This window comes from Microcoleus sp. ARI1-B5 (genome assembly GCF_036705795.1).
GTDB lineage: Bacteria > Cyanobacteriota > Cyanobacteriia > Cyanobacteriales > Microcoleaceae > Microcoleus.
Genome location: NZ_JAUBVK010000007.1, coordinates 99,740 through 123,247 on the forward strand (window position 1 = coordinate 99,740; position 23,508 = coordinate 123,247).

The 23,508-nt window shown below is 46.8% G+C and carries 22 protein-coding genes; 14 read left to right on the forward strand and 8 right to left on the reverse strand.

The window, feature by feature from the left end; genetic code table 11:
* Positions 1 to 41 precede the first annotated feature (41 nt).
* From QUB63_RS13535 to QUB63_RS13550, 4 genes are all read left to right on the forward strand, one after another.
* Positions 42 to 1,115 carry a glycosyltransferase family 4 protein gene (locus QUB63_RS13535; protein ID WP_332945747.1) on the forward strand — a complete coding sequence of 358 codons (1,074 nt, stop codon included), beginning with the start codon at positions 42 to 44 and terminating at the stop codon, positions 1,113 to 1,115.
* A gap of 43 nt (positions 1,116 to 1,158) precedes the next feature.
* Positions 1,159 to 1,920: a type I methionyl aminopeptidase gene (gene map, locus QUB63_RS13540; RefSeq protein ID WP_332945748.1), complete on the forward strand. Its 762-nt coding sequence runs from the start codon at positions 1,159 to 1,161 to the stop codon at positions 1,918 to 1,920.
* A 298-nt stretch (positions 1,921 to 2,218) separates the two neighbouring features.
* Entirely contained in the window at positions 2,219 to 3,148 is a 930-nt protein-coding gene (locus QUB63_RS13545) for a S66 peptidase family protein (RefSeq protein ID WP_332945749.1), read from the forward strand.
* A gap of 313 nt (positions 3,149 to 3,461) precedes the next feature.
* A complete protein-coding gene (locus QUB63_RS13550; protein ID WP_332945750.1) occupies positions 3,462 to 4,256 on the forward strand; it encodes a hypothetical protein in 795 nt (264 codons plus the stop codon).
* 302 nt (positions 4,257 to 4,558) lie between these two features.
* On the opposite strand, the gene QUB63_RS13555 is transcribed toward QUB63_RS13550, so the two are convergent.
* On the reverse strand, positions 4,559 to 4,762 hold the full coding sequence (locus tag QUB63_RS13555; RefSeq protein WP_332945751.1) for a hypothetical protein: 204 nt from the start codon (positions 4,760 to 4,762) through the stop codon (positions 4,559 to 4,561).
* A 498-nt stretch (positions 4,763 to 5,260) separates the two neighbouring features.
* Here QUB63_RS13555 and hemE point away from each other — a divergent pair, with 498 nt between their 5' ends.
* The 6 genes from hemE to QUB63_RS13585 all read left to right on the forward strand — a co-directional run bounded on the left by hemE (position 5,261) and on the right by QUB63_RS13585 (position 12,291).
* Positions 5,261 to 6,325 carry a uroporphyrinogen decarboxylase gene (hemE, locus tag QUB63_RS13560; protein WP_332945752.1) on the forward strand — a complete coding sequence of 355 codons (1,065 nt, stop codon included), beginning with the start codon at positions 5,261 to 5,263 and terminating at the stop codon, positions 6,323 to 6,325.
* Positions 6,326 to 6,685: 360 nt separating this feature from the next.
* The gene (locus tag QUB63_RS13565) at positions 6,686 to 7,651 is read left to right on the forward strand and encodes an NAD-dependent epimerase/dehydratase family protein (RefSeq protein WP_332945753.1); all 966 of its coding nucleotides are present in this window, start codon (positions 6,686 to 6,688) and stop codon (positions 7,649 to 7,651) included.
* A gap of 317 nt (positions 7,652 to 7,968) precedes the next feature.
* Positions 7,969 to 9,567 (forward strand): B12-binding domain-containing radical SAM protein, encoded by a 1,599-nt coding sequence (locus tag QUB63_RS13570; RefSeq protein WP_332945754.1) that lies wholly within the window; start codon positions 7,969 to 7,971, stop codon positions 9,565 to 9,567.
* Between the two features lie 496 nt (positions 9,568 to 10,063).
* Positions 10,064 to 10,540, forward strand: a complete 477-nt coding sequence (locus QUB63_RS13575) for a Panacea domain-containing protein (RefSeq protein WP_332945755.1) — start codon at positions 10,064 to 10,066, stop codon at positions 10,538 to 10,540.
* The gene (locus QUB63_RS13580; RefSeq protein ID WP_293257002.1) at positions 10,521 to 10,955 is read left to right on the forward strand and encodes a hypothetical protein; all 435 of its coding nucleotides are present in this window, start codon (positions 10,521 to 10,523) and stop codon (positions 10,953 to 10,955) included. The genes QUB63_RS13575 and QUB63_RS13580 overlap by 20 nt, the downstream gene beginning before the upstream one ends.
* Before the next feature lie 439 nt (positions 10,956 to 11,394).
* Positions 11,395 to 12,291, forward strand: coding sequence for a M48 family metalloprotease (locus QUB63_RS13585; RefSeq protein ID WP_332945756.1), 897 nt, complete (start codon positions 11,395 to 11,397; stop codon positions 12,289 to 12,291).
* Between the two features lie 378 nt (positions 12,292 to 12,669).
* On the opposite strand, the gene QUB63_RS13590 is transcribed toward QUB63_RS13585, so the two are convergent.
* From QUB63_RS13590 to QUB63_RS13600, 3 genes are read right to left on the reverse strand one after another with little or no spacing between them, the layout of a single operon-like run.
* Positions 12,670 to 12,903: an HNH endonuclease gene (locus tag QUB63_RS13590; RefSeq protein WP_332945758.1), complete on the reverse strand. Its 234-nt coding sequence runs from the start codon at positions 12,901 to 12,903 to the stop codon at positions 12,670 to 12,672.
* A gap of 1 nt (position 12,904) precedes the next feature.
* On the reverse strand, positions 12,905 to 13,084 hold the full coding sequence (locus QUB63_RS13595; protein WP_332945759.1) for a hypothetical protein: 180 nt from the start codon (positions 13,082 to 13,084) through the stop codon (positions 12,905 to 12,907).
* Positions 13,085 to 13,095: 11 nt separating this feature from the next.
* Positions 13,096 to 13,350 carry a hypothetical protein gene (locus QUB63_RS13600; protein ID WP_332945760.1) on the reverse strand — a complete coding sequence of 85 codons (255 nt, stop codon included), beginning with the start codon at positions 13,348 to 13,350 and terminating at the stop codon, positions 13,096 to 13,098.
* A gap of 241 nt (positions 13,351 to 13,591) precedes the next feature.
* Here QUB63_RS13600 and QUB63_RS13605 point away from each other — a divergent pair, with 241 nt between their 5' ends.
* Positions 13,592 to 14,971, forward strand: a complete 1,380-nt coding sequence (locus QUB63_RS13605; RefSeq protein WP_332945761.1) for an NB-ARC domain-containing protein — start codon at positions 13,592 to 13,594, stop codon at positions 14,969 to 14,971.
* A 110-nt stretch (positions 14,972 to 15,081) separates the two neighbouring features.
* Positions 15,082 to 15,756, forward strand: coding sequence for a Uma2 family endonuclease (locus tag QUB63_RS13610; protein ID WP_332945763.1), 675 nt, complete (start codon positions 15,082 to 15,084; stop codon positions 15,754 to 15,756).
* Between the two features lie 232 nt (positions 15,757 to 15,988).
* Here QUB63_RS13610 and ftsH4 read toward each other — a convergent pair whose 3' ends face one another.
* The 3 genes from ftsH4 to QUB63_RS13625 form a co-directional block, all read right to left on the reverse strand.
* Positions 15,989 to 17,863 carry an ATP-dependent zinc metalloprotease FtsH4 gene (ftsH4, locus tag QUB63_RS13615; RefSeq protein ID WP_332945764.1) on the reverse strand — a complete coding sequence of 625 codons (1,875 nt, stop codon included), beginning with the start codon at positions 17,861 to 17,863 and terminating at the stop codon, positions 15,989 to 15,991.
* 299 nt (positions 17,864 to 18,162) lie between these two features.
* Entirely contained in the window at positions 18,163 to 18,636 is a 474-nt protein-coding gene (locus QUB63_RS13620; RefSeq protein WP_332945766.1) for a TspO/MBR family protein, read from the reverse strand.
* 112 nt (positions 18,637 to 18,748) lie between these two features.
* Positions 18,749 to 19,594, reverse strand: coding sequence for a M48 family metalloprotease (locus tag QUB63_RS13625; RefSeq protein WP_332945768.1), 846 nt, complete (start codon positions 19,592 to 19,594; stop codon positions 18,749 to 18,751).
* 305 nt (positions 19,595 to 19,899) lie between these two features.
* On the opposite strand from QUB63_RS13625, the gene QUB63_RS13630 reads away from it, so the two are divergent.
* Both QUB63_RS13630 and QUB63_RS13635 read left to right on the forward strand, forming a co-directional pair.
* Positions 19,900 to 21,264 (forward strand): sensor histidine kinase, encoded by a 1,365-nt coding sequence (locus tag QUB63_RS13630; RefSeq protein WP_332945769.1) that lies wholly within the window; start codon positions 19,900 to 19,902, stop codon positions 21,262 to 21,264.
* Positions 21,265 to 21,435: 171 nt separating this feature from the next.
* Entirely contained in the window at positions 21,436 to 22,005 is a 570-nt protein-coding gene (locus QUB63_RS13635; protein ID WP_332945770.1) for a hypothetical protein, read from the forward strand.
* Between the two features lie 304 nt (positions 22,006 to 22,309).
* Here QUB63_RS13635 and QUB63_RS13640 read toward each other — a convergent pair whose 3' ends face one another.
* Positions 22,310 to 23,491, reverse strand: coding sequence for a GNAT family N-acetyltransferase (locus tag QUB63_RS13640; RefSeq protein ID WP_332945771.1), 1,182 nt, complete (start codon positions 23,489 to 23,491; stop codon positions 22,310 to 22,312).
* Between the last annotated feature and the right edge of the window lie 17 nt (positions 23,492 to 23,508).

Below are 23,508 nucleotides of genomic sequence, written 5' to 3' on the forward strand. Positions count from 1 at the left end.
TAACACATAACCAATAACACATCACAAATAACACATAACAAATGACTGAATCTTTAAAACTATTATTTCTCTCAACTTCTGTCGGTCAACTCGGTTCCGGGTTGGGCGGCGGAGTCGAACTTACAGTGCTCAACATTGCAAAAGAATTGCACCGCCGAGGTAATAAAATAGCTGTTGTAGCTCCGGTAGGTTCGGTTTTAGAATCAATTCCAGTAATCGAAATAAGGGGGGATTTGCAAGTAACCGCCCAAACACAAGATTACCGCGATCCGATTGTGATGCCCGCCGATGGGGTGCTGGCAAATATGTGGGAATACGCCCGCCAAGTTCAGGATGAATGGGATGTGATTGTTAACTTTGCCTACGATTGGCTGCCGTTTTATTTGACGCCATTTTTTAGGACTCCGATCGCACATTTTATCAGTATGGGTTCACTTTCGCGATCGCTCGATCGCATCGCCGAACAAACCGCAGCCCAATTTCCCGGTACGATCGGAGTTTACACCGTTTCCCAAGCCGAAACCTTTGCCTTTGCAGCCGAGTGTCAGTTGTTGGGAAGCGGCATCGATTTATCGCTGTACGAATTTTGCAGCCAACCGGAACCAAAATTAGCTTGGCTAGGCCGCATCGCCCCGGAAAAAGCCTTAGAAGATGCTGTGGCGGCCGCAAAAATTACAGGCATTCCCCTGAAAATTATGGGCAAAATGCAGGATGAGGATTATTGGCAAAAAATTTGTGCAGATTACCCGGATGCTCCGGTAGAATATTTAGGGTTTCTGACAACAACCCAAATGCAAGAGCAAGTTCGCCAGTGCCGAGCATTGTTGATGACGCCGCGCTGGGTGGAAGCTTTCGGAAATGTCGCGATCGAGGCTTTAGCGTGCGGTGTGCCCGTGATTGCTTACGAGCGCGGGGGGCCTGCCGAAATTGTTAGAGACGGACTGACGGGCTTTTTAGTGGAACCTGACAGCGTAAATGGCTTGGTGGGTGCGATCGCCCGTTTAGACGAAATTGACCGCAGCGCTTGCCGGCGACAAGCAGAGGTAGAATACTCTTTGGGAGCTTTGGGCGATCGATTTGAGAACTGGTTCAAATCTATTCTAAAATTGAGTTAAATAAACTCTTAATCAACCACAACAAAAGACCAGAAAAAAAACTATGGCAACTGAACGTTTAGTGCTGTTATCGAGCAGAGAATTGGAAAAAATGCGTCAAGCCGGCCGCTTAGCAGCTCAGCTTCTGTTGCATCTCGAACCAATGATTAAACCGGGTGTCAGCACTCTAGCAATTAACGACGAAGCCGAACGCTGGACTTTAGCCCGGGGAGCAAAAAGCGCTCCGCTAGGTTACAAAGGATTTCCGAAATCTCTGTGTGCTAGCGTCAATGAAGTTGTCTGTCACGGCATCCCGAATGCCAAACAAATTCTCAGAGATGGCGACATTATTAATATAGATGTAACGCCTTTAGTAGACGGCTATCACGGCGATACTTCTAAGACTTTTTTTGTTGGGAAACCTTCACCGGTAGCGAAAAAGTTAGTTGAAGTAACCGAGGAATGCTTGAGAAGAGGAATTGCGGAAGTTAAACCGGGTGCTCGTACTGGAGATATCGGTGCAGCGATTCAAGAATATGCTGAAGCACAGGGTTTCTCTGTAGTGCGAAATTTTGCGGGACACGGCGTGCACCGCGTTTTTCACACCGAACCGGAAATTTTGCATTACGGGAAGCGGGGCACGGGAAAGAAGCTCAGACAAGGCATGGTTTTTACGATCGAGCCGATGATTAATGAGGGTACTTGGGATGTGGAAATTTTGGCCGACGGTTGGACTGCTATTACTAAGGATAAAAAGCTTTCGGCTCAATTTGAACATACTCTGGCTGTGACTGATTCTGGGGTGGAAATTCTGACTTTGCCGTAGGTATGATTAACAAACAATCTGAAAAACTCACTCCTAAATCAATAATCAACCATATCCCGTAGGGGCGGGTTTCACCGACAATATCTAACGATTATCAACAATCTAGATAAACCCGCCCCGCCACAACCGATAACCCAAATCAACCTGAAATTTGCATCGAATCAGAAAATGTAGGTTTGTATTTATGGGTGGGTGGGGGCGGGTTTTCGAGATGGTCTGTTTCAGTCAGAAATTGTCGGTAAAACCCGCCCCTACAGAATTACGCTCGATTCACGAAACACGATATAACTAATAACTAATGACTGACCTAAAATTTCTGCAACCAGGAGATTTGCTCAAAGTAATTGCCCCTAGTGGCACTTTGCGAGAATTAACTAACTTTGAAAAGGGTGTAGAAATTTGGAAATCCCGCGGCTATCGAATTGAATTAACACCCGGTTTTGACGATCGCACTGGCTACTTGGCCGGTTCTGACGAAAACCGCGTCCGACAGCTCGCAGATGCCCTCAGTGACCCGGATTGTCGCGGTATTCTGTGTGTTCGAGGCGGTTTCGGCAGCACTCGACTTTTGGAAAAAGGCAAGGTGGGAGATGGGGCAAATTCCGGGTTTCCCACTCCCGATTCCCATGGGCCGAAATGGTTGATCGGCTTTTCCGACATTACGGCTTTGCTGTGGAATGACGAAAAATTGGGGATTTGGGGCGTTCACGGGCCGCTGCTGACGACTTTGGGCGCGGAACCGCATTGGTCTGTCGATCGACTTTTTGACTGCGTAGAAGGTCGTCCGTTACAATCTTTGCAAGGTAAAGGTTGGGGTGGCGGACAAGCTTCGGGGCGGCTGTTTCCGGCGAATCTGACGGTGGCTACTCATTTGCTCTCCACCCCTTATCAACCGGATTTGACAGGTGCTATTCTCGCATTTGAGGATGTTTCCGAGGCTCCTTACAGGGTCGATCGTATGCTAACTCTGTGGCGGATGGCGGGGGCTTTTGCGGGGGTGCGGGGCATTGCTTTGGGGCGCTTCAGCCGCTGCGAGGTTGGCCCGGATATTCCTAGTTTTAGCATTGAAGAGGTTTTGCGCGATCGGCTCTTTGACTTGAATATTCCGATTGTCTCAGATTTGCCCTTCGGCCACGAGGGGGTTAACGCTGCTTTACCGATGGGAATTGAGGCGAGTCTCGACGCTGAATCGGGATTGCTGATTTGTGGGGATACATCGCAACTTTAGATGTGGCATCAACGTCTGTAAGTTTAACTTGAGATTTGGCAGTAGCTAAATAGCTGATCCCCCCTAACCCCCCTTAAAGAAGGGGGGAGTAGGGGGCAACCGGAAGCGCTCTTTCCTCAACCCCTACTCCCCTTCTTAAGGGGGATAAGAGGGGGGCTCGAAACTATGCTAAAAGCGAGATTGATTAAGGGTTTTCGGCTTAACTTGAGCTAATGGTTAACACGGTTGGCAGAAATTAGATTTAAAATAGAGAGTGTATGCAAATGTCGGCGCCAACAAGGCAAAAAGATTTTAAAACTTTTGAGAGGTTGATATGAAAGCACACAACTTGTTAAATAGTATTGCTGCCACTGTGCTAGTTGCCGGATTGGCACTTACCGCCATTCCGTCAAGTGCTGTTGCTGAATTCATACAAAATAACGATCGCATAGACGGAGTAATCCGCCGCACTTCCCCGATTTACCGTTTCCGAAATATGTGGACGCCCGGTGCTCCGACGGAAGAATTGCGCGGTCAAGAATATACTTTCAGTGCGCGGGAAGGCGATAACATTCAAGTGTTTTTAGATACGGATAGAAGTCGCGGTTTTACTCCCGTTATGGTACTATTTTACGGGAACAACAAACAAGTCGCTTTTACCCAAGACCGTTCTTTTAATTATCAAATTCCCCGCAGCGGCGATTACAAGCTTTTGGTGTTAGCGAAAGATGCTGCCAGGGGCGGTAGCTACACGGTGGAAGTTTCGGGAATTGATGGCGACAGACGGGCTAGCAATAGGTGGGATGACAGAAGCGACAGGGGCCGAGACAGCCGCAGCTACGATGGAGAACGGATTTTGCGAGATGATTTTGGCTTGAACCCGATCGACTGTCGCCTCAGACGTACTATGGTAAGAGTAAGGTTTGACGATGCCGGCAGGGACGGGACATATTGCGCTGTACCGACTAGGGCTGTTCCGGCGGGCGATTATTACTACAATTCGCGGACTAGAGATTTAGATTCGGCGAGGCTGGATGATGGTAGATTCGATCGCTCTAATGATAATAGCAGGTTCGATCGTCCCGATCAATGTCGCGTATCCGTGGGCGGAGTGTGTGTGACTAGGTAAGCCCGAAAAAATCATCTTTTCCCAAGAATTGTAGGGGCGGGTTCACCCTGATTTGTAACTGGAATCAACAATATTTATAAACCCGCCCCAACCCAACCAACCAACTCTGATTAGGAAATTGTTTTTGGAGTTTTGCGATGGGTGGGGGCGGGTTTTTGAGTTCGCCGATTTCATTGTAGATTTGGGTGAACCCGCCCCTACAATTATTGGTATTTTAGATGTAATTTTGTAGGCGTGAATCAGTTGCTGCTTACCAGCTAAAATTTATGAGGCAATTAATTTAGTTTCAAAAATAATGGATATTATTGATATTTAAGGGTTCCGTTTTCATTGTATTCAAGCTCATGATACTTGCCATCTAAACCTAAATCATATAAGCACCTCTGGTAGTTTTTGGGGCCCATATCAAAAGCATTAGTCTGATTCAATCTTGCCCATTCAGCTACTCTTAGCTGGCTAGTTACCCCTGAAGCATCAGCTACGGTTTTGACAATCCAATCAAGCATTTTTATTTACTCTTTAAATTGGTATTATTTAATTATATTCCTATTGATTTTTTGTGTCAAGTTTCCATTCAATTAGTTTCCAAGCGCGAGTGGGGAGATTTGCGAGGGTTCCCAAAATTACCCCTCAAAACTCCTTCAAGCCCGCAGAGTCAAGGGCTGAAACCCTTGCCCCGCAATGCTGGGAGGGTTATAACGAAACAGCGTCATTTCAACGATTTTCCCTAAGCCTCGCAAATAATCTGAGTTCGATCGCAATTCCAACCAGCAGAAACCGGGTTTTTCAGCTAATCTACGAGTAACAACGCATCATCTTCGCAAAAAACCCGGTTTCTGACCACCCGTCCATCCAGCACTAGATTCGAGTTCTAGCCACGATCTCAGTTTCTTTGGCGATCGCAAAATACACATTTGTACACATAAGTATTTAGTCAAAAAGGACGATCGCACAGTGGTAAGCTACCAAAGGCATTGAAATATCTAAGGTAGAGACAAGTTAAAATGTCGGCATTAAATGAAGTTCCCTTACTGTTGCGGGCAGCCCGCGGCGAAACCCTAGAACGCCCGCCCGTGTGGATGATGCGCCAAGCCGGTCGCTACATGAAAGCCTATCGAGATTTGCGAGAAAAGTATCCATCCTTTCGCGAACGTTCCGAAATACCCGAAGTTGCGATCGAAGTTTCCCTTCAGCCGTGGCGCGCGTTTCAACCCGACGGCGTAATTTTGTTTTCCGATATCGTCACCCCAATGCCCGGTTTGGGCATCGACATGGACATCGCCGAAGGTAAAGGCCCGATTATCCACGCACCCATCCGCACTCAGCAGCAAATCGACAACCTGCAACCGCTGAACCCGGAAGAAAGTTTGCCCTTTATCAAAACAATTCTCAAATCCCTGCGCGCCGAAGTCGGCAACAAATCCACCGTACTCGGTTTTGTCGGCGCGCCCTGGACTCTAGCAGCCTACGCCGTTGAGGGCAAAGGTTCTAAGGATTATGCCGTCATCAAAAACATGGCATTTTCCGATCCAACTTTACTGCATCAATTGCTCTCAAAATTCGCCGATGCGATCGCAGTTTACGTGCGCTATCAAATCGACTGCGGCGCGCAAGTAGTGCAAATGTTCGACTCCTGGGCCGGCCAACTGTCCCCGCAGGACTACGACACCTTCGCTCTACCTTACCAAAAACAAGTATTCGAGCAAGTCAAAAAAACCCATCCCGACACCCCGCTAATCCTATTAGTCACCGGTAGCGCGGGCCTCCTCGAACGCATGACAACATCCGGCGCCGATATCATCAGCGTCGATTGGACGGTTGATATGGCCGACGCGCGCAAGCGTTTGGGCCCCAACATGAACGTTCAGGGAAATCTCGATCCCGGCGTGTTGTTTGGTTCTCAACCGTTTATTCGCGATCGAATTCTTGATACAATTCGCAAAGCGGGCGATCGCGGACACATCCTCAATTTAGGACACGGCGTGTTACCGGGAACTCCCGAAGACAACGTGCGTTTCTTCTTTGAAACCGCAAAACAAGCCGACAAATTGCTCGCAGTTACCGCTTAAATTCGATTTGATTGCGATTAACTGGTTCCTTTCGCTCTGCCTGCGGAACCCATAGCTAGAGGCTCTGCCTCGCTCTTGAAAATGGAGGCTCTTCCTCCTGATATGCGTTACCAGGCTCCTGCCTGGTAACGAGTAAAACGAGTAAAACGAGTAAACAAGTAAACTCTCGTTTATAGCCAAAGCCAGATCCCCCTAAATCCCCCTTAAGAAGGGGGACTTTGAGAAAACTCTTGTCCCCCGCTTAAGAAAGGGAACTTTGATCGGACTCTTGTCCCCCCCTTATTAAGGGGGGCTAGGGGGGATCAGACCTCAGCATCAACTCAAAAAACCCTCATCTCTCCCATCTTCCCCTGCGGCAAAATGAACCCCAAAAAAATTTTTGTAACGGGTGCAAGTGGCTGTATCGGTCACTACATGACCGAAACTTTAATTCAAGAGACAAACCACGAACTCTACCTATTAGTTCGCAACCCCGATAAGCTAAAATTTGACTGGAAAGCGCGATCGGGCATCAATATCATACAAGGCGACATGAGAGATATCGAGCAATTTGCCGAACTGCTGCAAACAATAGACGTAGCAATTTTAGCAGCCACAGCTTGGGGAGGAACCCAAGAAGTTTTTGATGTCAACGTCACCAAAACCCTCCGCCTCATTCAACTACTTTCGCCCCAGACTTGCCAACAAATAATTTACTTTTCAACAGCCAGCATTCTCGGTAGAGACAACAATTTGCTCGCCGAAGCCGGGGAACTGGGGACAGATTATATCCGCTCGAAATACGATTGCATGACGCAATTATCGACCTTGACAAATGTGCCTCCAATTACCGCACTTTACCCGACCTTAGTATTGGGAGGAGACGCCGAAAAACCCGTTTCTCACCTCTCATCCGGCCTGCCGCTTGTCGCCAAATGGATAGGTTTGATTCGCTGGCTGAAGGCAGACGGAAGTTTTCACTTCATCCACGGCGCAGATATTGCTACAGTAGTTAATTATTTAGTTGAACATCCGCCGATTTCTGAGGAACCGCGACATTTTGTACTAGGAACTCCGGCGATTACCGCGAACGAAGTTGTCGAACAAGCTTGCAAGTATTTGCAGAAAAAGATATTTTTTCGGATTACTTTATCACCTTGGCTGGCCGATTTCTTTATTTGGCTGTTCCGAATTCAGGTGGCTGCTTGGGATAGATTTTGCATCAGCTACCGCCATTTTACCTATCAAAATCTGGTCAATCCCGAAAGCATCGGAATGCCGAGTTACTGCGGCACAGTTGCTGATATGTTAAGGACTAGCGGGATTCCCGGCAAAGATTCCCAGTAGCGCGGGCACTGCGCACCAAACGAGTAATTTACTGTTTCAAATTCTTTTTTGCCTGATTCCTACACTTTTCAAATCGGACGATCGCCAATCAAGGGTCAAATACGATAAGATATCAGCATTTGCCAACTTTAACAGGGAACTGCAAGCTAAAAATGGCGCTCATTGTGTTTATATTAGGGGGTGTCGCCCCTCGCCAGATATGCGATCGCGCGCAAGATCGTAATTTTAGCCTTAACATTAAGTCTTGAGAGTCGATCGAACTCTCACGCCCCTAAGCCCGATCGCAAGTTGTTTACTGATGTGAGGTTTAACATAATATGCGAGTTCTTCTAGTTTACCCCCTGTTCCCGAAAACATTTTGGTCTTACGAGAAAATCCTAGAATTAGTCGATCGCAAAGTGCTGCTTCCACCGCTGGGTTTGGTCACAGTAGCAGCTATTCTACCCCAAGAATGGGAATTTAAGTTAGTCGATCGCAACATCAGACAAATCACAGAAGCAGAATGGGAATGGGCAGAGCTCGTTATTCTCTCCGCCATGATTGTCCAAAAAGAAGATTTGCTAGACATCATCCGCGAAGCAAAACGGCGCGGTAAATCCGTAGCTTGCGGCGGCCCTTACCCGACTTCCGTACCCGAAGAACCCCAAGCAGCGGGCATAGATTACCTGATTCTCGACGAAGGCGAAATCACCCTACCGATGTTTGTCGAAGCAATAGGGCGCGGCGAAAAAAGCGGAATTTATCGATCGGACGGCGTAAAACCCGATGTTACCACAACCCCAGTTCCCCGCTTCGACTTGCTCGAATTAGACGCCTACGACTCAATGTCGATTCAATTTTCGCGAGGCTGTCCCTTCCAGTGCGAATTCTGCGACATCATCGTCCTCTACGGCCGCAAACCGCGCACCAAAGAACCCAAACAATTAATAGCAGAACTAGACTGTCTCTACAACCTAGGTTGGCGGCGCGGCGTGTTCATGGTAGACGACAACTTCATCGGCAACAAACGCAGCGTCAAACTGTTGCTAAAAGAGTTAGAAGTTTGGCAAATAGAACACAAATTCCCCTTCAACTTCAACACAGAAGCATCCATCGACTTAGCCCAAGACCAAGAATTGATGGATATGATGGTGAAATGTCATTTCAATGCAGTATTCCTAGGAATTGAAACCCCCGACGAAGAAAGCCTGCAAATGACCAAAAAATTCCAAAACACGCGCAATTCCCTCATCGAATCAGTAGAATTAATTGCCAAATCCGGTTTGCGAGTCATGGCCGGATTCATCATCGGATTCGACGGCGAAAAACCCGGTGCAGGCCAGCGCATCGTCAACTTCGCCGAAGCAGCAGCAATTCCCAGTACAACCTTTGGAATGCTGCAAGCTTTGCCGCACACTGCATTATCGCACCGACTAGCAAAAGAAGGCAGATTGCGCGACAAATCCGGCAATTTGAATCAGACTACATTAATGAACTTCATTCCCACGCGGCCGCTAGAAGACATCGCCAGGGAATATGTCCAAGCATTTTCTGATGTGTACGATGCTGAGAAATACTTAGACCGCACCTACCGCCACTTCTTGATGTTAGGTGCACCTACAGCAAATATACCATCAAGAGTCCCCAGTTGGATCGACTTGCGAGCGCTGCTAACTGTAGTGTGGCGCCAAGGAGTCAAGCGTTCAACTCGGTGGAAGTTCTGGCATCATTTGTTCAGCATTCTCAAGCGCAATCCCGCAGTTTGGGATCACTATTTAACAGTGTGCGCCCACAACGAGCATTTCCTCGAATACCGCCAAATTGTGCGGGATGAAATCGAAGCTCAATTAGCCGAGTTTTTGGCTGACGAAGCTCAACAGGCCCAGCAAAAAGCGCTTATAGCTTCCCTTGCAGAAAAACAAGTACAAGTAGTTTAAGATTTACACTCATCTGGAGGCGTAATCAGAAACCGGGTTTTTTACGAATATCTTTCGTCGGAGTCGAGAGATTAGCTAAAAACCCGGTTTCTTTGCATGCAATGTGAGTCCGAAACCGGGTTTTTTACGAATATGTTTCGTCGCAGTCGATAGATTAGGTAAAAACCCGGTTTCTTTGCGTGCTATCAGTGCATTAATCTCGTTTCCAGGCTCTGCCTGGAAATGTGATATCTTGCGACTCTACCGCCTCTTGAGCCACAGTATTTGTAGGGTGTGTCGCCATGAAAAGTCCCTAAATGCGATCGACAATTTCTTTCTCGACGCACCTTACAGAATAGTTCAGAAAACAAGTGTGGGGTTTCTTTCCTCAGCTCTTGAAAAGAACAGGTGCGGATCTATTAGATTGTTGCTCTTTCTTGAAGATTGTTGATGTATCCCCACCCTACGGCTGTAATGTATGATATCATAGAATCCCAAACTTATTGACTCAAATTATATGACCACAATAACTACAGTAACAACAGCCTCCCAACTAGCAGATTACTACATTTGGTTTGCCAATGACGTAGGCTCCTACCTCAGCAACCACAAGCTCCAAAAACTTTTGTACTACGCCCAAGCATGGTATCTAGCCTTTGAAGATACACCGCTTTTTGAGGAGGATTTTGAAGCCTGGGTGCACGGGCCGACTATCCCGGCTTTATTTTATGAATACAAAGAACAATTTGGGTTTAAGCCAATTCTCAAAGAAGTCGAAAAACCCGAGTTTCCGGAAGAAGTACAAGAATTTTTGGACGAATTATCCGATGAGTATTTTTTTTGCGATGCTTACGAGCTGGAATTGATGGTACGACGCGAAGACCCTTGGATTAAGGCTAGAGGTAACTTGCCAAAAGATGAACCTTCTCATGCTATTATTACGAAAGAATTAATGAAAGAATTTTACAAAACCCGTGTCATCGAAGAAACCTAAAAAGGCAGATATACGCCGCCAGCCATCCTTATCTAGTATCAAGCGTCAAGATGTAAAAATACCCGAAGGAGTGAGTTTTTCTTTCAGGTACTATCAGGATGACAAAGATAAATTTTCACTAGCAGGCCGAGATTCGAGATATCTAGCGTCTCTCTTGAGAAGGCTGCGGGATTTATCACAATTGAATTCTCAAGAAATCATCAATAATCAGAGTAAAAGCCTGCGCTGTCATGGCATAGCATGGCAAGATACAACTGAACCTAATGGTTTCGGAATTCCCAATGAAGATGAGCTAGTCAATATTCCCTACCAGTTTCAAATATCTGCTAATGAATACGGTAGGGTGCATGGATTTTTTAGTGAAAATATTTTTTATATTGTTTGGCTAGACCCCGACCACAATCTTTATAGTTGAAACCTCGTAATTTTTTGCAGTCGATCGATGTTATATCATATAATAAAAAACTTATTTAGCTAACTCACTGTAGTGTGCGTCAGGGAATTTTTTTTAGTCCCGCTAGGGTGCGGATCCATCAAAAATCCCAAAAGCAGATCGTACATCTGATATATCCGCACCACACAATAGTCAGGTGCGCCGCCTCACAAATCCCCCATTCTCATCAAAAATCTGACATATCCGCACCCTACTTCATAGCTTTTTCAACAGCAGATGTAGGCGCTTCGCCTTCGGGAAGGGTACGCAGAGCAACGCAGGTGAATGCGAGATGATGGGCGGTAAATACTACTATTGGCCGCCCGAGTTACTTCGACAGATAGATACGATCGCGCCCGCAAATATGAAAATCTAATTACAAGCTCAAAAATATCAAAATATCGATCGCCCTCAACCCCCCATGCTAGGAACAAATCAACTCAGAACAGCCGCTCTGTTAGGACTGCTAAGCGGCCTGCTCGTTTTAGGAAGTTATTACTTAATCGGCAACGAGCAAGGACTTTACATCGGTTTAGCGCTAGCCGCCTTCTCAAGTTTTAGCTCTTGGTACTATTCGGACACGGCCGCTTTAATGGCTTACCGCGCTCAGCCGATCGCCCGCAGCGAAGCTCCCGAACTCTACGACATTGTAGCATCGCTGAGCGAAAAAGCCGAAATTCCGGTACCGAAAATATTTGTAGTTCCCACCCAATCTCCCAACGCTTTCGCCACAGGAAGAGACCCGGAACACGCGACAATAGCAGTTACTCAAGGAATCATCACTCTACTTTCTCGCGAAGAATTAGAAGGCGTTTTAGCCCACGAACTAACCCACATCCGCAACCGCGACACCCTCACCCAAGCCGTTGCAGGAACAATCGCCGGTGCAATTACATTTGTCGGGCGAATACTGACTTTTGGAGCGCTTTACGGGCCGGTGACGCGGGACAGCAGACAAGGCCCAAATCCCTTTGGTTTGCTGTTTTTAATCATTTTAGCACCGCTATCAGCAACCGTAATTCAATTGGCGATTTCTCGGACGAGGGAATTTGCAGCCGATAGCGGTGCGGTGGAAATTACCAATAACCCGATCGGTTTAGCAAACGCGCTGCAAAAGTTGGAAAAAATCGGCAGGGAAATTCCGATGCACGGCAATCCGGCGATGTCGCCGCTGTTGATTGTGAATCCTTTTTCGACTCAAGGTTTGCAGTCACTTTTCCGCACTCACCCGCCTACCGAAGAGCGAATTCAGCGGCTTTTGACGCTCGCGCAGCAGCAGCAAGGTACTCCAGTTATGGCCTACGTGCCCGGAATTTAAGCGATCGAAAATGCAGAAACAATATTGAGAAACCCGGTGGTTTGAAGCAACCGGGTTTCTGTTTGTTTATAATGATAGCTGTGGTACGATGGAAAGACGAATAAAAGGAATTATCGCGATAGATGTAATGAGGTAGGAACCATGATTAAAGATGAATTACAGTATGAAGTCAGTCAAGAATGGGTATAAAAGTTTAAAAAATCTATTGCAGCGATGGAGCGGGATGAGGAAGCGAAAAGAAAAGACTTTCTCAAATGGGATGCAGGTAGAGGTGCGATACAATGCCATAAATAAAAATAAAAACCTCAGCAACAAAAACTGAGGTTTCTCAATTGTTATAGGTATCTTGGAGAACAGTAGGCAAGCTTGACGTTGTATTCAAAATCGCCAAATATCGACTGGTATTTCTCCATTGTGGTAAGCCCTGTGGCACTCTGGGCAAAGTGTCATCATATTCTTCAAATCCGCCGGACCACCATCACTGTAAGCAATAACATGGTGTCCATTTGCGATCTGCGGGACTTTACCGCAAATTTCACATTCGTTACCATCCCTCTGTTTGACAGCCTTCTGTGCCTTCAAGTGTTCCTTGGATCGTTTGTGACTTGCCACGTTACTTACCCTCGATTTCCTTGTTGGATGAACCCTTAAATGTTTCTGGGCTTGCCCCCAGAATTGAGATATCGCTATTTGGAGCAACTGACTTGACTGTCTTAACTATCCCATTAGCAACATCGGCGTAGTTCTCATCAGATAAACCGTTAACTGTTATTTTAAGAGACTTCTTACCCATTACTCACCTCATTAAGCAGTTATAGACAATAATTCTTGACCACTAGCATCGGTTGCCCATGCTTCAACTTCATCATCTCCATGAGTGATGGTAATCTCTGGTGCTTTAGACAGTTTAGGCTGTCCATTTTGATCGCGGAATACGGAGTAAACAAAAACTTCCTCGTTTTGTTTCCGCACAACTATGTGAATCTCTTCGCCAATGTGTGAGACATTCAAAACTTGGTCGCCTTCCTTGAGAATTTTGACGATTAGCCTGTTCTTCATCCTACTGACCTTTTAGTAAATTTTTAAGTTAATCCATGTGCCTAAAGTTCCCAAGGGAGTAAAGTGGCTCTCGCTCTATACTAGCACTTAACTTTTCTTTTTCCGCTTGCAAAAAGTTTGGTAATTATCGGGACTTTTGCAGTTGATGACCCTAGCGAAAATCGGGAAATGTGGGTAAATGTTGGGAAATGTGAGTAAATGTTGGGTACAATACAACCAACCTTGACATCTATCCGAATGTATGAACCTTAAAGAAGTGCTAAAACTCGCAGAAGATTTGGTATTTGCTAGAACAGGTAAGCACCTCAATGACTTGCAAGAGACGATTCTGCGCGGAACATGGGAAGATGAAGGCTACAAAGAAATTGCCAAGGCGGTTAATAGATCAGAGGATCGTGTTAGAGAGGTAGGAATGGAATTATGGCAGATACTTTCAGAAGAGTTGGGAGAAGATGTTAATAAAAAGAATTTTCGCTCGGCCATTAAGAGGTTCCAAGTCTCTAATTCTTCAAACTTTGCACAAGGTGACGTTGTAGCCATCGGTAATTTTAACATTTGTGGAGAAGCTAGACACCCGCCCGATCTAACAAACTCACACCCACCAAATCAGGAAACAGCTAACCCACAACAAACCAAAACTCTACATCAAGATTTAAGCGAGATGCCGGAATTGGGTGATTTCTACTCGCGCACTTCCGAACTCCACACCCTCACCACCTGGATTCTACAACAAAACAGCCGCCTCATAGCCCTCACAGGCATCAGCGGCATCGGCAAAACATCCTTAGCAGTGCAACTCGTACAGCAAATAAAAGATGAATTTGAATGCGTCATTTGGTGCAGCATCGACGCATCCTACACCCCTGATGAATTTGAACATAAACTAATACAACTTTTCTCGCAATCAGAAAAGCTAGATTCACCCGCAACAAACCAGAAACGCTTACCACTAATTAAGTATTTACAAAACCATCGCTGTTTAGTAGTCTTGGATGACGTTCACAACCTTTTCTGTAGTGGGGAATTGGCAGGAAAATATAAACCAGAGTACGAAGAATCTCGCTCTTTATTCAAACAAATAGAAAAAATCTCCCATCAAAGCTGCTTTATGTTAATCGGTTGGGAACAACCGAGAGAAGTGACTCAAGTTAAAAGCCAAAATAAACCCATCCGTACCTTACAACTCGCGGGTTTAGATATCGCACCCGGACGGGAAATTCTCAGAGAGTACGGGTTAGAAGAAAGCGACAACACTGAAACACTCATTCACCGCTACCAAGGTAATCCCCTATGGTTAAAAAGCGTGGCGAATCTGATTGAAGAGTTGGGAATCGGCGTGACTGAGTTATTACTAGATGATACCATATTGTTACCGGAAGATTTGAAAGATGTTTTACAGCAGCAGTTCGATCGCACTTCCGAACAAGAAAAACAAGTTATGTCATTGTTGGCTAGGGAAAACCAGCCAGTCAACCTAGCAAAATTGCTAGAAAAAGGACAAATATCATCATCTGATTTACTCAACGCGCTCCAATCTTTATCGCGGCGCTGCTTGATAGAAAAAGAAGGAAGTTTTTATAGTTTGTCACCTGTACTGAAGCAGTATATCAAAGGGTTGTAACTGAGATGTTGCACCAATATCAATAAAAACGCGGTTTCTATGCCCAATGCGTAAGTCGTATAAAATAGATATAAAATATAAATTGATGCTGCTAGCAATGGAGTCATCCCATGACCGCAACAATTCCTACTCAAACCTTGCCAGAAATCATCTACCCAGACAGCGACGGAAAACCCATGTCTGACAATACCAAACAGTTCCAATTGATCGTAAAAATTCAAGGCGGAATAGATGCTTTATTCAAAGACAACGAAAATGTCTTTGTAGCAGGTGATTTGCTGTGGTATCCCGTCGAAGGAGATAACAAAACTCGCCAAGCACCTGATACTATGGTAGTCTTTGGCAGACCCAAAGGCGACAGAGGTTCCTACCAGCAGTGGCTGGAAGATAACATTGCGCCGCAAGTTGTCTTTGAAATCATCTCCCCCGGCAACCGCATGACAGCAATGTTTAAGCTGTTTAAGTTTTACGAGAATTATGGAGTCGAAGAATATTATGTCTACGATCCAGAGGATAATGAGTTAATGGGTTGGCTGCGAAGTGACGGAGAACTCAACTATATTGAATCAATGGAAGGTTGGGTAAGTCCGCGCATGGAAATCCGTTTTGAAACTACATCTGGAGACTTGGAAATTTATCGTCCCGACGGACTGAAGTTTTTATCTTATGTGGAGTTGTCAAGACAAATGGAACAAGAAAGACAGGAGAAAGAGTTAGCACAGCAAAAAGCCGATCGCCTTTCTGAAAAACTGCGAGAAATGGGGATAAATCCTGAGCAAATTTGAAACTGAATTATCTCTAAAACGGTTTAATTTAACAGGAGTTACGCACTCCGATCGAGAAACCGGGTTTTTTCAGAATCGGTCGCCTACAGCGCGTCTTCTCAGCAAAAACCCGGTTTCTGCGCTGCCACTCCGACAAAGAAACCGGGTTTTTTCCGAACCTCTCACCTATCGCGAGTCTTCTCAGTAAAAACCCGGTTTCTGGACTCTGATGCGTAAGTCCTATTAAACCATTTTAAACAACCGCCGCAACCTTATCTACAGGCTTTACTTGAGTCAGGAAGTCGTGCAGTTTCTCACCTTCAATCACCTCAGTTTCCAAAAGTTGCGAGGTAATTGTTTCTAACAACTCTCGATTTTCCTTGAGAATATTTAAGGCTTGCTGGTGCGCCGTTTCGACAATTTCTTTGACTTCTTGGTCGATCGCCTCAGCAGTTTGGGCACTGACAGCGCGGCGGGCATTTCCCATACCGTCGTTGAGGAACATCGCCTGCTGGCCTCGATCGTAAGCTAGAGGCCCCAAAACCTTGCTCATACCGTAAGTTGTGACCATTCTTTCAGCTAAATCTGTGGCCCTTTGCAAGTCATTCGAGGCGCCGGTGGTGATGCTACCAAACACCACTTCCTCAGCCGATCGCCCACCCAACAGTGTAGCAATCTGACCGCGCAACTCCGACTCATCCAACAAGAAACGGTCTTCAGTCGGAACCTGTAACGTGTAACCCAATGCAGCCATACCGCGCGGGACGATCGAGATTTTCGCAACTTCGCCGCCGCCAGTCATCGCAGCCCCAACCATCGCGTGCCCGACTTCGTGGTAAGCCACAATCTTTTTCTCCTTCTCGTTGAGCACCCGGCTCTTCTTTTCCAAGCCAGCCACAACGCGCTCAAACGCCTCAAAAAAGTCTTCCTGCGCTATGGCGAGGCGCTTGTTGCGCGCAGCCAGCAAGGCAGCTTCATTGACCAAATTTGCCAAATCTGCGCCCGAAAAACCGGGGGTACGAGTGGCGATCGCCTTCAAGTCAATATCCGGGCCCAACTTGACTTTTTGAGAGTGAATGTTCAAAATTGCTTCGCGGCCAGATAAATCCGGGCGATCGACTAAAACTTGGCGATCGAAACGGCCCGGGCGCAACAAAGCAGCATCCAAACTTTCCGGGCGGTTAGTTGCAGCCAGGACAATTACCGTAGTATTACCCACAGCAAAACCGTCCATTTCAGTTAACAGTTGATTGAGAGTTTGTTCGCGTTCGTCATTCCCGCCGTACATACCGTTGCTGCTGCGAGATTTGCCGATCGCATCCAATTCATCTATGAAAATAATACAAGGAGCCTGTTTTTTTGCCTGCTCGAATAAATCTCTGACTCTCGCAGAACCGACACCCACAAACAGTTCCACAAACTCCGAACCGGAGATGCTAAAAAACGGCACGCCAGCTTCACCAGCCACAGCCTTTGCTAACAAAGTTTTGCCAGTTCCCGGAGGCCCGACTAACAGCACGCCCTTCGGAATGCGCGCGCCAATTGCGGTAAATTTGTCGGGAGTTTTCAGGAATTCCACAACTTCGACTAATTCAGTTTTAGCCTCTTCTACTCCGGCCACGTCAGCAAAAGTAATCTTAGCCGATTCGCCTTCTACGTAGACCTTAGCTTTGCTTTTGCCGATCGAGAGCGCACCCTGAGGCCCGCCACCGCCCCGGTTCATGAAAAATTGAAAAATCGCCACAAAAATCAGCGGCGGAACCACCCAGCTTAAAACACTGCCGATCCAGCCATTTTTAGCTGGGGGAGTTGCCGCAAATTCAACGCCTTTTTCTTCCAAAAGTTTAGGAAGTTCCAGGTCAAAAATCGGCGTAGTTGACAGCACTTGACCGGGTTTGTCCGCTTCGCCTTTAAGTTGGTAGCGAATTTCATTTTGGCCTACCGAAGCTCGCACTACATCTTGTTCTTGAACTTGGTGGACGAACAAGCTGTAAGGAACTTGCGGAATTTGCGGCCCGAACAAATTGGGCAAAAAGATATTTGCCAGCAGAAATAAGCTTGATAGCAATAACAAGACATTGCTAATTTGCCTAAAACGAGGCGGTTGGGGCTGGTCTTTAATTGCCATTGATAACTGTCATCCTTTAATTTTAAGCAGTTTAATTCATTTATTTTCTCATCAAATGCGGACGCGGTGTCAAGCGGATTTCCTCACTCGATCGGTTCGGTTAACTGGGCTGCACCTATTTGGTATTATTAAAAACGAAAGCAAGAAGACGCGAAGATGCGAAGGAAGAGAAGAGAAGAGCGTTATATTTATGAATAGTTGGTTGAGAGCTACTTAATGGTTATTATTTCCGAATCGTTTCAAGATTCTCTCGCTTTTTTCTGACTTCGCGTTCTTTGCGTCTTCTTGCTGTCGTTATATTATGCAGCTTCCGGGTTTAACTGAATCATTTCCCAAGTAGTATAAGTGCCGATCGCACCCCAAATCGCGTAAGGTAAGAGTAACAAAGCCGCAGTTTGAGAAATCGGCAAAACAGCCAGCAGCAGCACAACTCCCAAAATCTCGCCAACGCCCCCCAAAATTGTCCCTACTTTCAGACTTTTCGCTCTGAGAGTCGCGGGAATATAAGCAACTGTGACAATTTCTAAAAGCAAGTACAAAGCCATCAGCAGCCAAGTTGTGAGACTTCCCGGATCGCGTTCCCACACGAGGGTAGCGCTACCGGCCCCCATCGCAAAAATCACAGTCCAAATTAACGGAATCGCAGGCTCAAAAAACATCCAGTTTGGTCTTTGAAGTTTGACCGCCCAGTTAATATCGCGGAGTTTGAAAAATAGAGTGCCGAAGGCGACTGAGAAAGTCACGCCGCCGATAATCATCCAAGATTGCATCATGGTTCTTAACTTTCAAATTGGTCGATCGCTCATTAAGTCGATCGTGCCAACTCACACCCGAACTTCCATCCGCCTTTAGCAATAATTTTTGTAAATCCAGACGCAACAATAGCTAACCGCCCGAGACATTCTTAGCAAACTCTTCGCGTCCAGAAACTAAATTAGCTGGAACACCGTTAGGGAAATTTTGCGCGATTAAAGCTTGCAACTTTTCTACTCGGTTTTCAGGGTTCGGGTGAGAACTCAAAAACTCCGGCGGCGCTTCGCCATTCCTAGCAGAACCGAGAATTTGCATCACCTCAACAATACCTCTAGGATCGTAACCCGCTTCGGTCATAAACCGAAAACCGAGGCGATCGCTCTCAAGTTCATCTGCTCTACCGTACCGCAAACTAACAACTTGATTGACAGCTTGAGCAATTAATGCTGCTTGTTGTCCGCCACCGCGATCGTCGCTAGCAGCCACCCCAACCGCCGTTACCAAAGACCTGCCCAACTGCTGTTTTGCAAGGTGTTCCGCAGCGTGGCGCCCCACAACGTGACCGCTTTCGTGCCCCAGTACAGCGGCCAACTGAGCCTCGGAATTCAGCCGCCGCAGCAGTCCGGCGGTAATGAAAACTTGTCCGCCCGGGAGAGCAAAAGCATTGACAGTTTGGGGATCTCGCAGCAGGTGGAATTGAAACGGATAACCCGCTTTTTTCGCCTCCGAACCGTTGACAACTCGTTCTCCTACTCGATCGACATATTGCTGAATACTCTGGCTGGGATAAAGCCCGCCGTATTGAGCCGCCATTTTGTCTCGCGCCTCCAATCCCAAAACCACCTCTTGGCGCGGAGAAAGCTGCACCCGCTGTTTCTCTCCAGTTACAGGATTTTGTACGTTGCTGGTAAAATAGGTGATTGCCCCAAAAAATGCCATTAATAAGCCGATCGCGAATCGGAATAAAAATCTATTCACAGGCGTTTACCTAAAAAGTTTAGCCTGTACGCTACCAGACAGACAGCTACCTCCACATCTATCTGAAGTATCAATAATCGAAAGTTGTTAGAGATTTTTTTGGATGATTTGCAAACAAGGCTTTTTTGACGAACCGCGAAGACGCGAAGGACACGAAGGAAGAGAAGAAGAGAAGAACGTTATAGTTGTGAATGGTTCGTTAATAGTTACTTAATGATTATTAGTTCAGCATCGCTTGAAGATGATCTCGCTCTTCTCTTCCCTCTTCCTTCTTCCCTCTTCCTTCTTCCTTCTTCCTTCGCAATATGTTTCAAGCTACCCGCCGCCGCCTTGCTATTTGGTACACTGCTGTTACTGCTGTATTGTTACTTGTATTCGCCACGGGTTTCTATTTCTACGTTCGCAATACTTTAATCGATCGCATCGATGACACTCTCAATCACGTTGTGGAAATAGTCGAGCGAACTCTCGTGATCGAACCGCTAGCTTCCCCGAGTAGGGGAGATCAAACTAAGTTGCAAGTTAATATTCAAGCGAGTTTTCGAGACAGCAGCGATGCTGTAGAAGACGACCACATTGATTTAGAATGGTTCAGTCCTACGGGGGAGTTGCTGTGGTCTACTTTGTCGGAACCGCTGAATGTTCCGATTCACGCTAACCGCACGGGCGAAACGGTTTGGGTAATTAACAATAAGTTGCAGTCGGATCAAAACTATTCTCTCAGACAAGTTACGCAGCGTGTGGAAATCGGCCGCCAAGTTTTGGGATATTTGCGAGTCAGCCATCCTTGGTTTGAAGTGACAAAACCGATCCGACAATTAATTTTTGATTTGATTTTGGGTGCGGGTTTAACTTTAATTTGCGTGGCGGCTATTGGCTGGTTGCTTTCGGGATTGGCGATCGCACCTGTGCGGGAATCTTACGGGCGTCTCAAACAGTTTACGGCCGATGCTTCCCACGAACTCAGAAATCCGATCGCCACTATTCAAACTAACGTCCAAGTAGCTTTGGCGGAACCGGATATCGAACCGCAGCAACACCAACAGCTACAGGTTATCGAACGCCTGACGCGCCGTTTGGGGCGGTTGGTTGACGATTTGCTGTTTTTAGCCAGACAAGACAGCGGAATCGTCCAGCAGCAGTGGGTGGATGTTCCTCTGGATGCTTTGTTGATGGAGGTAATTGAAGAACAACTGGCGATCGCGACTACCCAAAATCTGTCTCTTTCCCTCGAAATTGTCGATTCGCCCGACGCTGAGGATAACTTTACAGTCTTAGGCGACTGGGATCAACTAGCGCGACTGTTTACCAATCTCGTCAGCAACGCCGTGCAGTACACGCCCTCTGGCGGCGAAATTGAAGTAGAATTGCAGCTTGCAGCTAAAAACAAAAGAAATTCGCCGATGTTAAATCCTGCACTGCAAATCAAAGTAACAGACACCGGCATCGGCATTTCCGCAGAAGCGCTACCGCATTTGTTCGATCGATTCTACCGCGCCGATCCCGCCCGCACCCACCGCAGCGCCGCCGGTTCCGGTTTGGGATTAGCTATCGCCAAAGCCATTGTCGAAAATCACCGCGGCCAAATCCGCATTGACAGCCAAGTCGATCGGGGAACTGCTGTTACCGTCACCCTCCCCGCCCACAAATCAGCAGAAATCCGCCTCTAAACCTCTCTTCCTCTGTGTCCTCTGCGCCCTCTGCGGTTCATCCAAAAAATCTATCCCTCAAACCCCGATCATTTCTACCTCTGGCCCAAACTCAGCTATTAAAATTCAATTCGGGCATAGATTAACATAAACTTTGTTGGAAATCTCGATCGAACTTGTGAGGAGTTATTTATGTTTCGCCACAATCTACCGTTGAAAAAAATCAGCTTGCTAGCAGCCACCTGCGGGTGTGTACTCGTCAGTCTGGCGACACTTTCCCAAGCAGGCGGCCCGCCGCCCCAACAAGGAAAACCCGTTTCCCAACCGAGTCCCGCAGCCACTCCGGGAACAGGAAAGCCCGTGGGCGAACCGAGTCCCGCTGTGAGTCCCAGCCCCAACGGGATGCCCTCTCCATCAGCAGACGCGCCTCCCCGCTTCCCGATGCCGAGTGCGCGAGTTACGCCGACAGAGGGCATGGTAGTAATTAAACTGGTGAATACCACCAATGCCCTCATCAATTATCAAGTCGTAGGCGTTACTCAACCGCGTACTCTGGGCGAACAATCGGAAATTTTGCTCACAAACATCAAAGTGCCAATCACCCTCACTTACCAGCGCCCAGACGGCGGATTGATGCTGGTTCGGCCGCAAGCCACGGCGATGCCGGGAATGTTGCAAGTCAGTTTTGGCGCGACAACTGACTTGGGCGCTGATACAAAATCGCTGGAAATTCAAGAAGACGGGAGAGTATTTTTGAATTAGTCATTGGTCATTAGTCATTGGTCATTAGTCCTGCCGTCATTAGTCATTAGTCATTGGTTATTACTCTTAAAGATATCCAATGTCCAATGTCTAATGTCTGACTTTCTACCAAATGAAATAGAGAAATAGAGGACACGGCAGTGCCGTTTCCCTACAGATGAAATAGAAAAATAACTGGTTCCTAGGCTCTGCCTGGGAACCGATATCACTCTTGCTCTGCCTCGCCGGGAAAGAGGAGGCTCTTCAAGAGTGATCTGCGTTCCCCGGCTCTGCGTGGGAACGAGTAATTACATATTATCAATCATCAAGAATCATCCCGATCGAACGGCAAATCCTGATTGACTAAATCAATTTCCTCCTGTTCCCTTTCATTAATTTGACCGATATAAGACTTAAGAATTTGCGCCAGACGGTTGTTGTAAAATCTGTGCAGACTGTAGTTGGGCATCGCAGGAAAACCGCGCCGTTTTTTGTGCCGCCCGCCCGCACCAGGATCGAAAGTTTGGATGCCGCGATCGATCGCCCATTCGATCGGCGTATAATAACAAGCATCGAAGTGCAAGCAGTCGATTTCCTGCAAACTGCCCCAATAACGCCCGTAAAGTCGATCGCCCTTATACAAACAAAACGACATACCCACAGGCTGTCTGTCATCTTCCTTGTCGTAGGCGGCTACAAACAAAACGCGATCGCGGTAATTGTGGTGCAACTGTTCAAAAAACCGCTTAGTCAGATACTTGCTGCCCCACCAACCAAATTTATCGCAAGTATTCTCATAAAAAGCATACATTTGACCAAACATCGGTTGGGGAATTTCATCGCCCGTCAGCGTTTTTACCAACAATCCCGCTTTGTCAACGGCTTTTCGTTCGCGTTTGATATTGCGGCGCTGGTTGGCATTAAATGCGCCTAAATAACCGTCAAAATTTTGATAGCCTTGATTTTGCCAAATATAGCTGTGGTGCAGCCAAGTGCTGAAACCGTGTTTTTCCATGCGCTGCCGCCATGCCGGATCGACATACAGGAAATTGCAGCCGGAGATATTGTGGCGATCGCAAAAATGGTCGATCGCGCTTACCATTACTCCCGTTAACTCATCCTCATCTTCCCCCGGCGCAATCAAAAACCGATAGCCTTCAGCGGGAGTAAACGGCGTCATTCCCATCAACTTCGGATAATATTTTACACCCAAACGCTGAGCTAAATCGGCCCACTGATTGTCAAACACAAATTCGCCGTAGCTGTGGCTTTTGACATAAAGCGGGGCGCAAGCAATCAACTGTTTGTCTCGCCACACAGTCAAGTGATGCGGCAGCCAGCCGGTTTTACCTGTCGCACTACCGGAGGTTTCGAGATTGTTAAGCCAATCCCATTCCAGAAATGGAGTTTTTAGCGGCATCGCCAAGGCATCCCACGAGGCTTGCGGGATTTCGCCTATTTTGCTAATCCAGGCTACAGAATATTGAGTTTTTGGCTGTTCCAGCATAGGGAGATTTGTGCGTA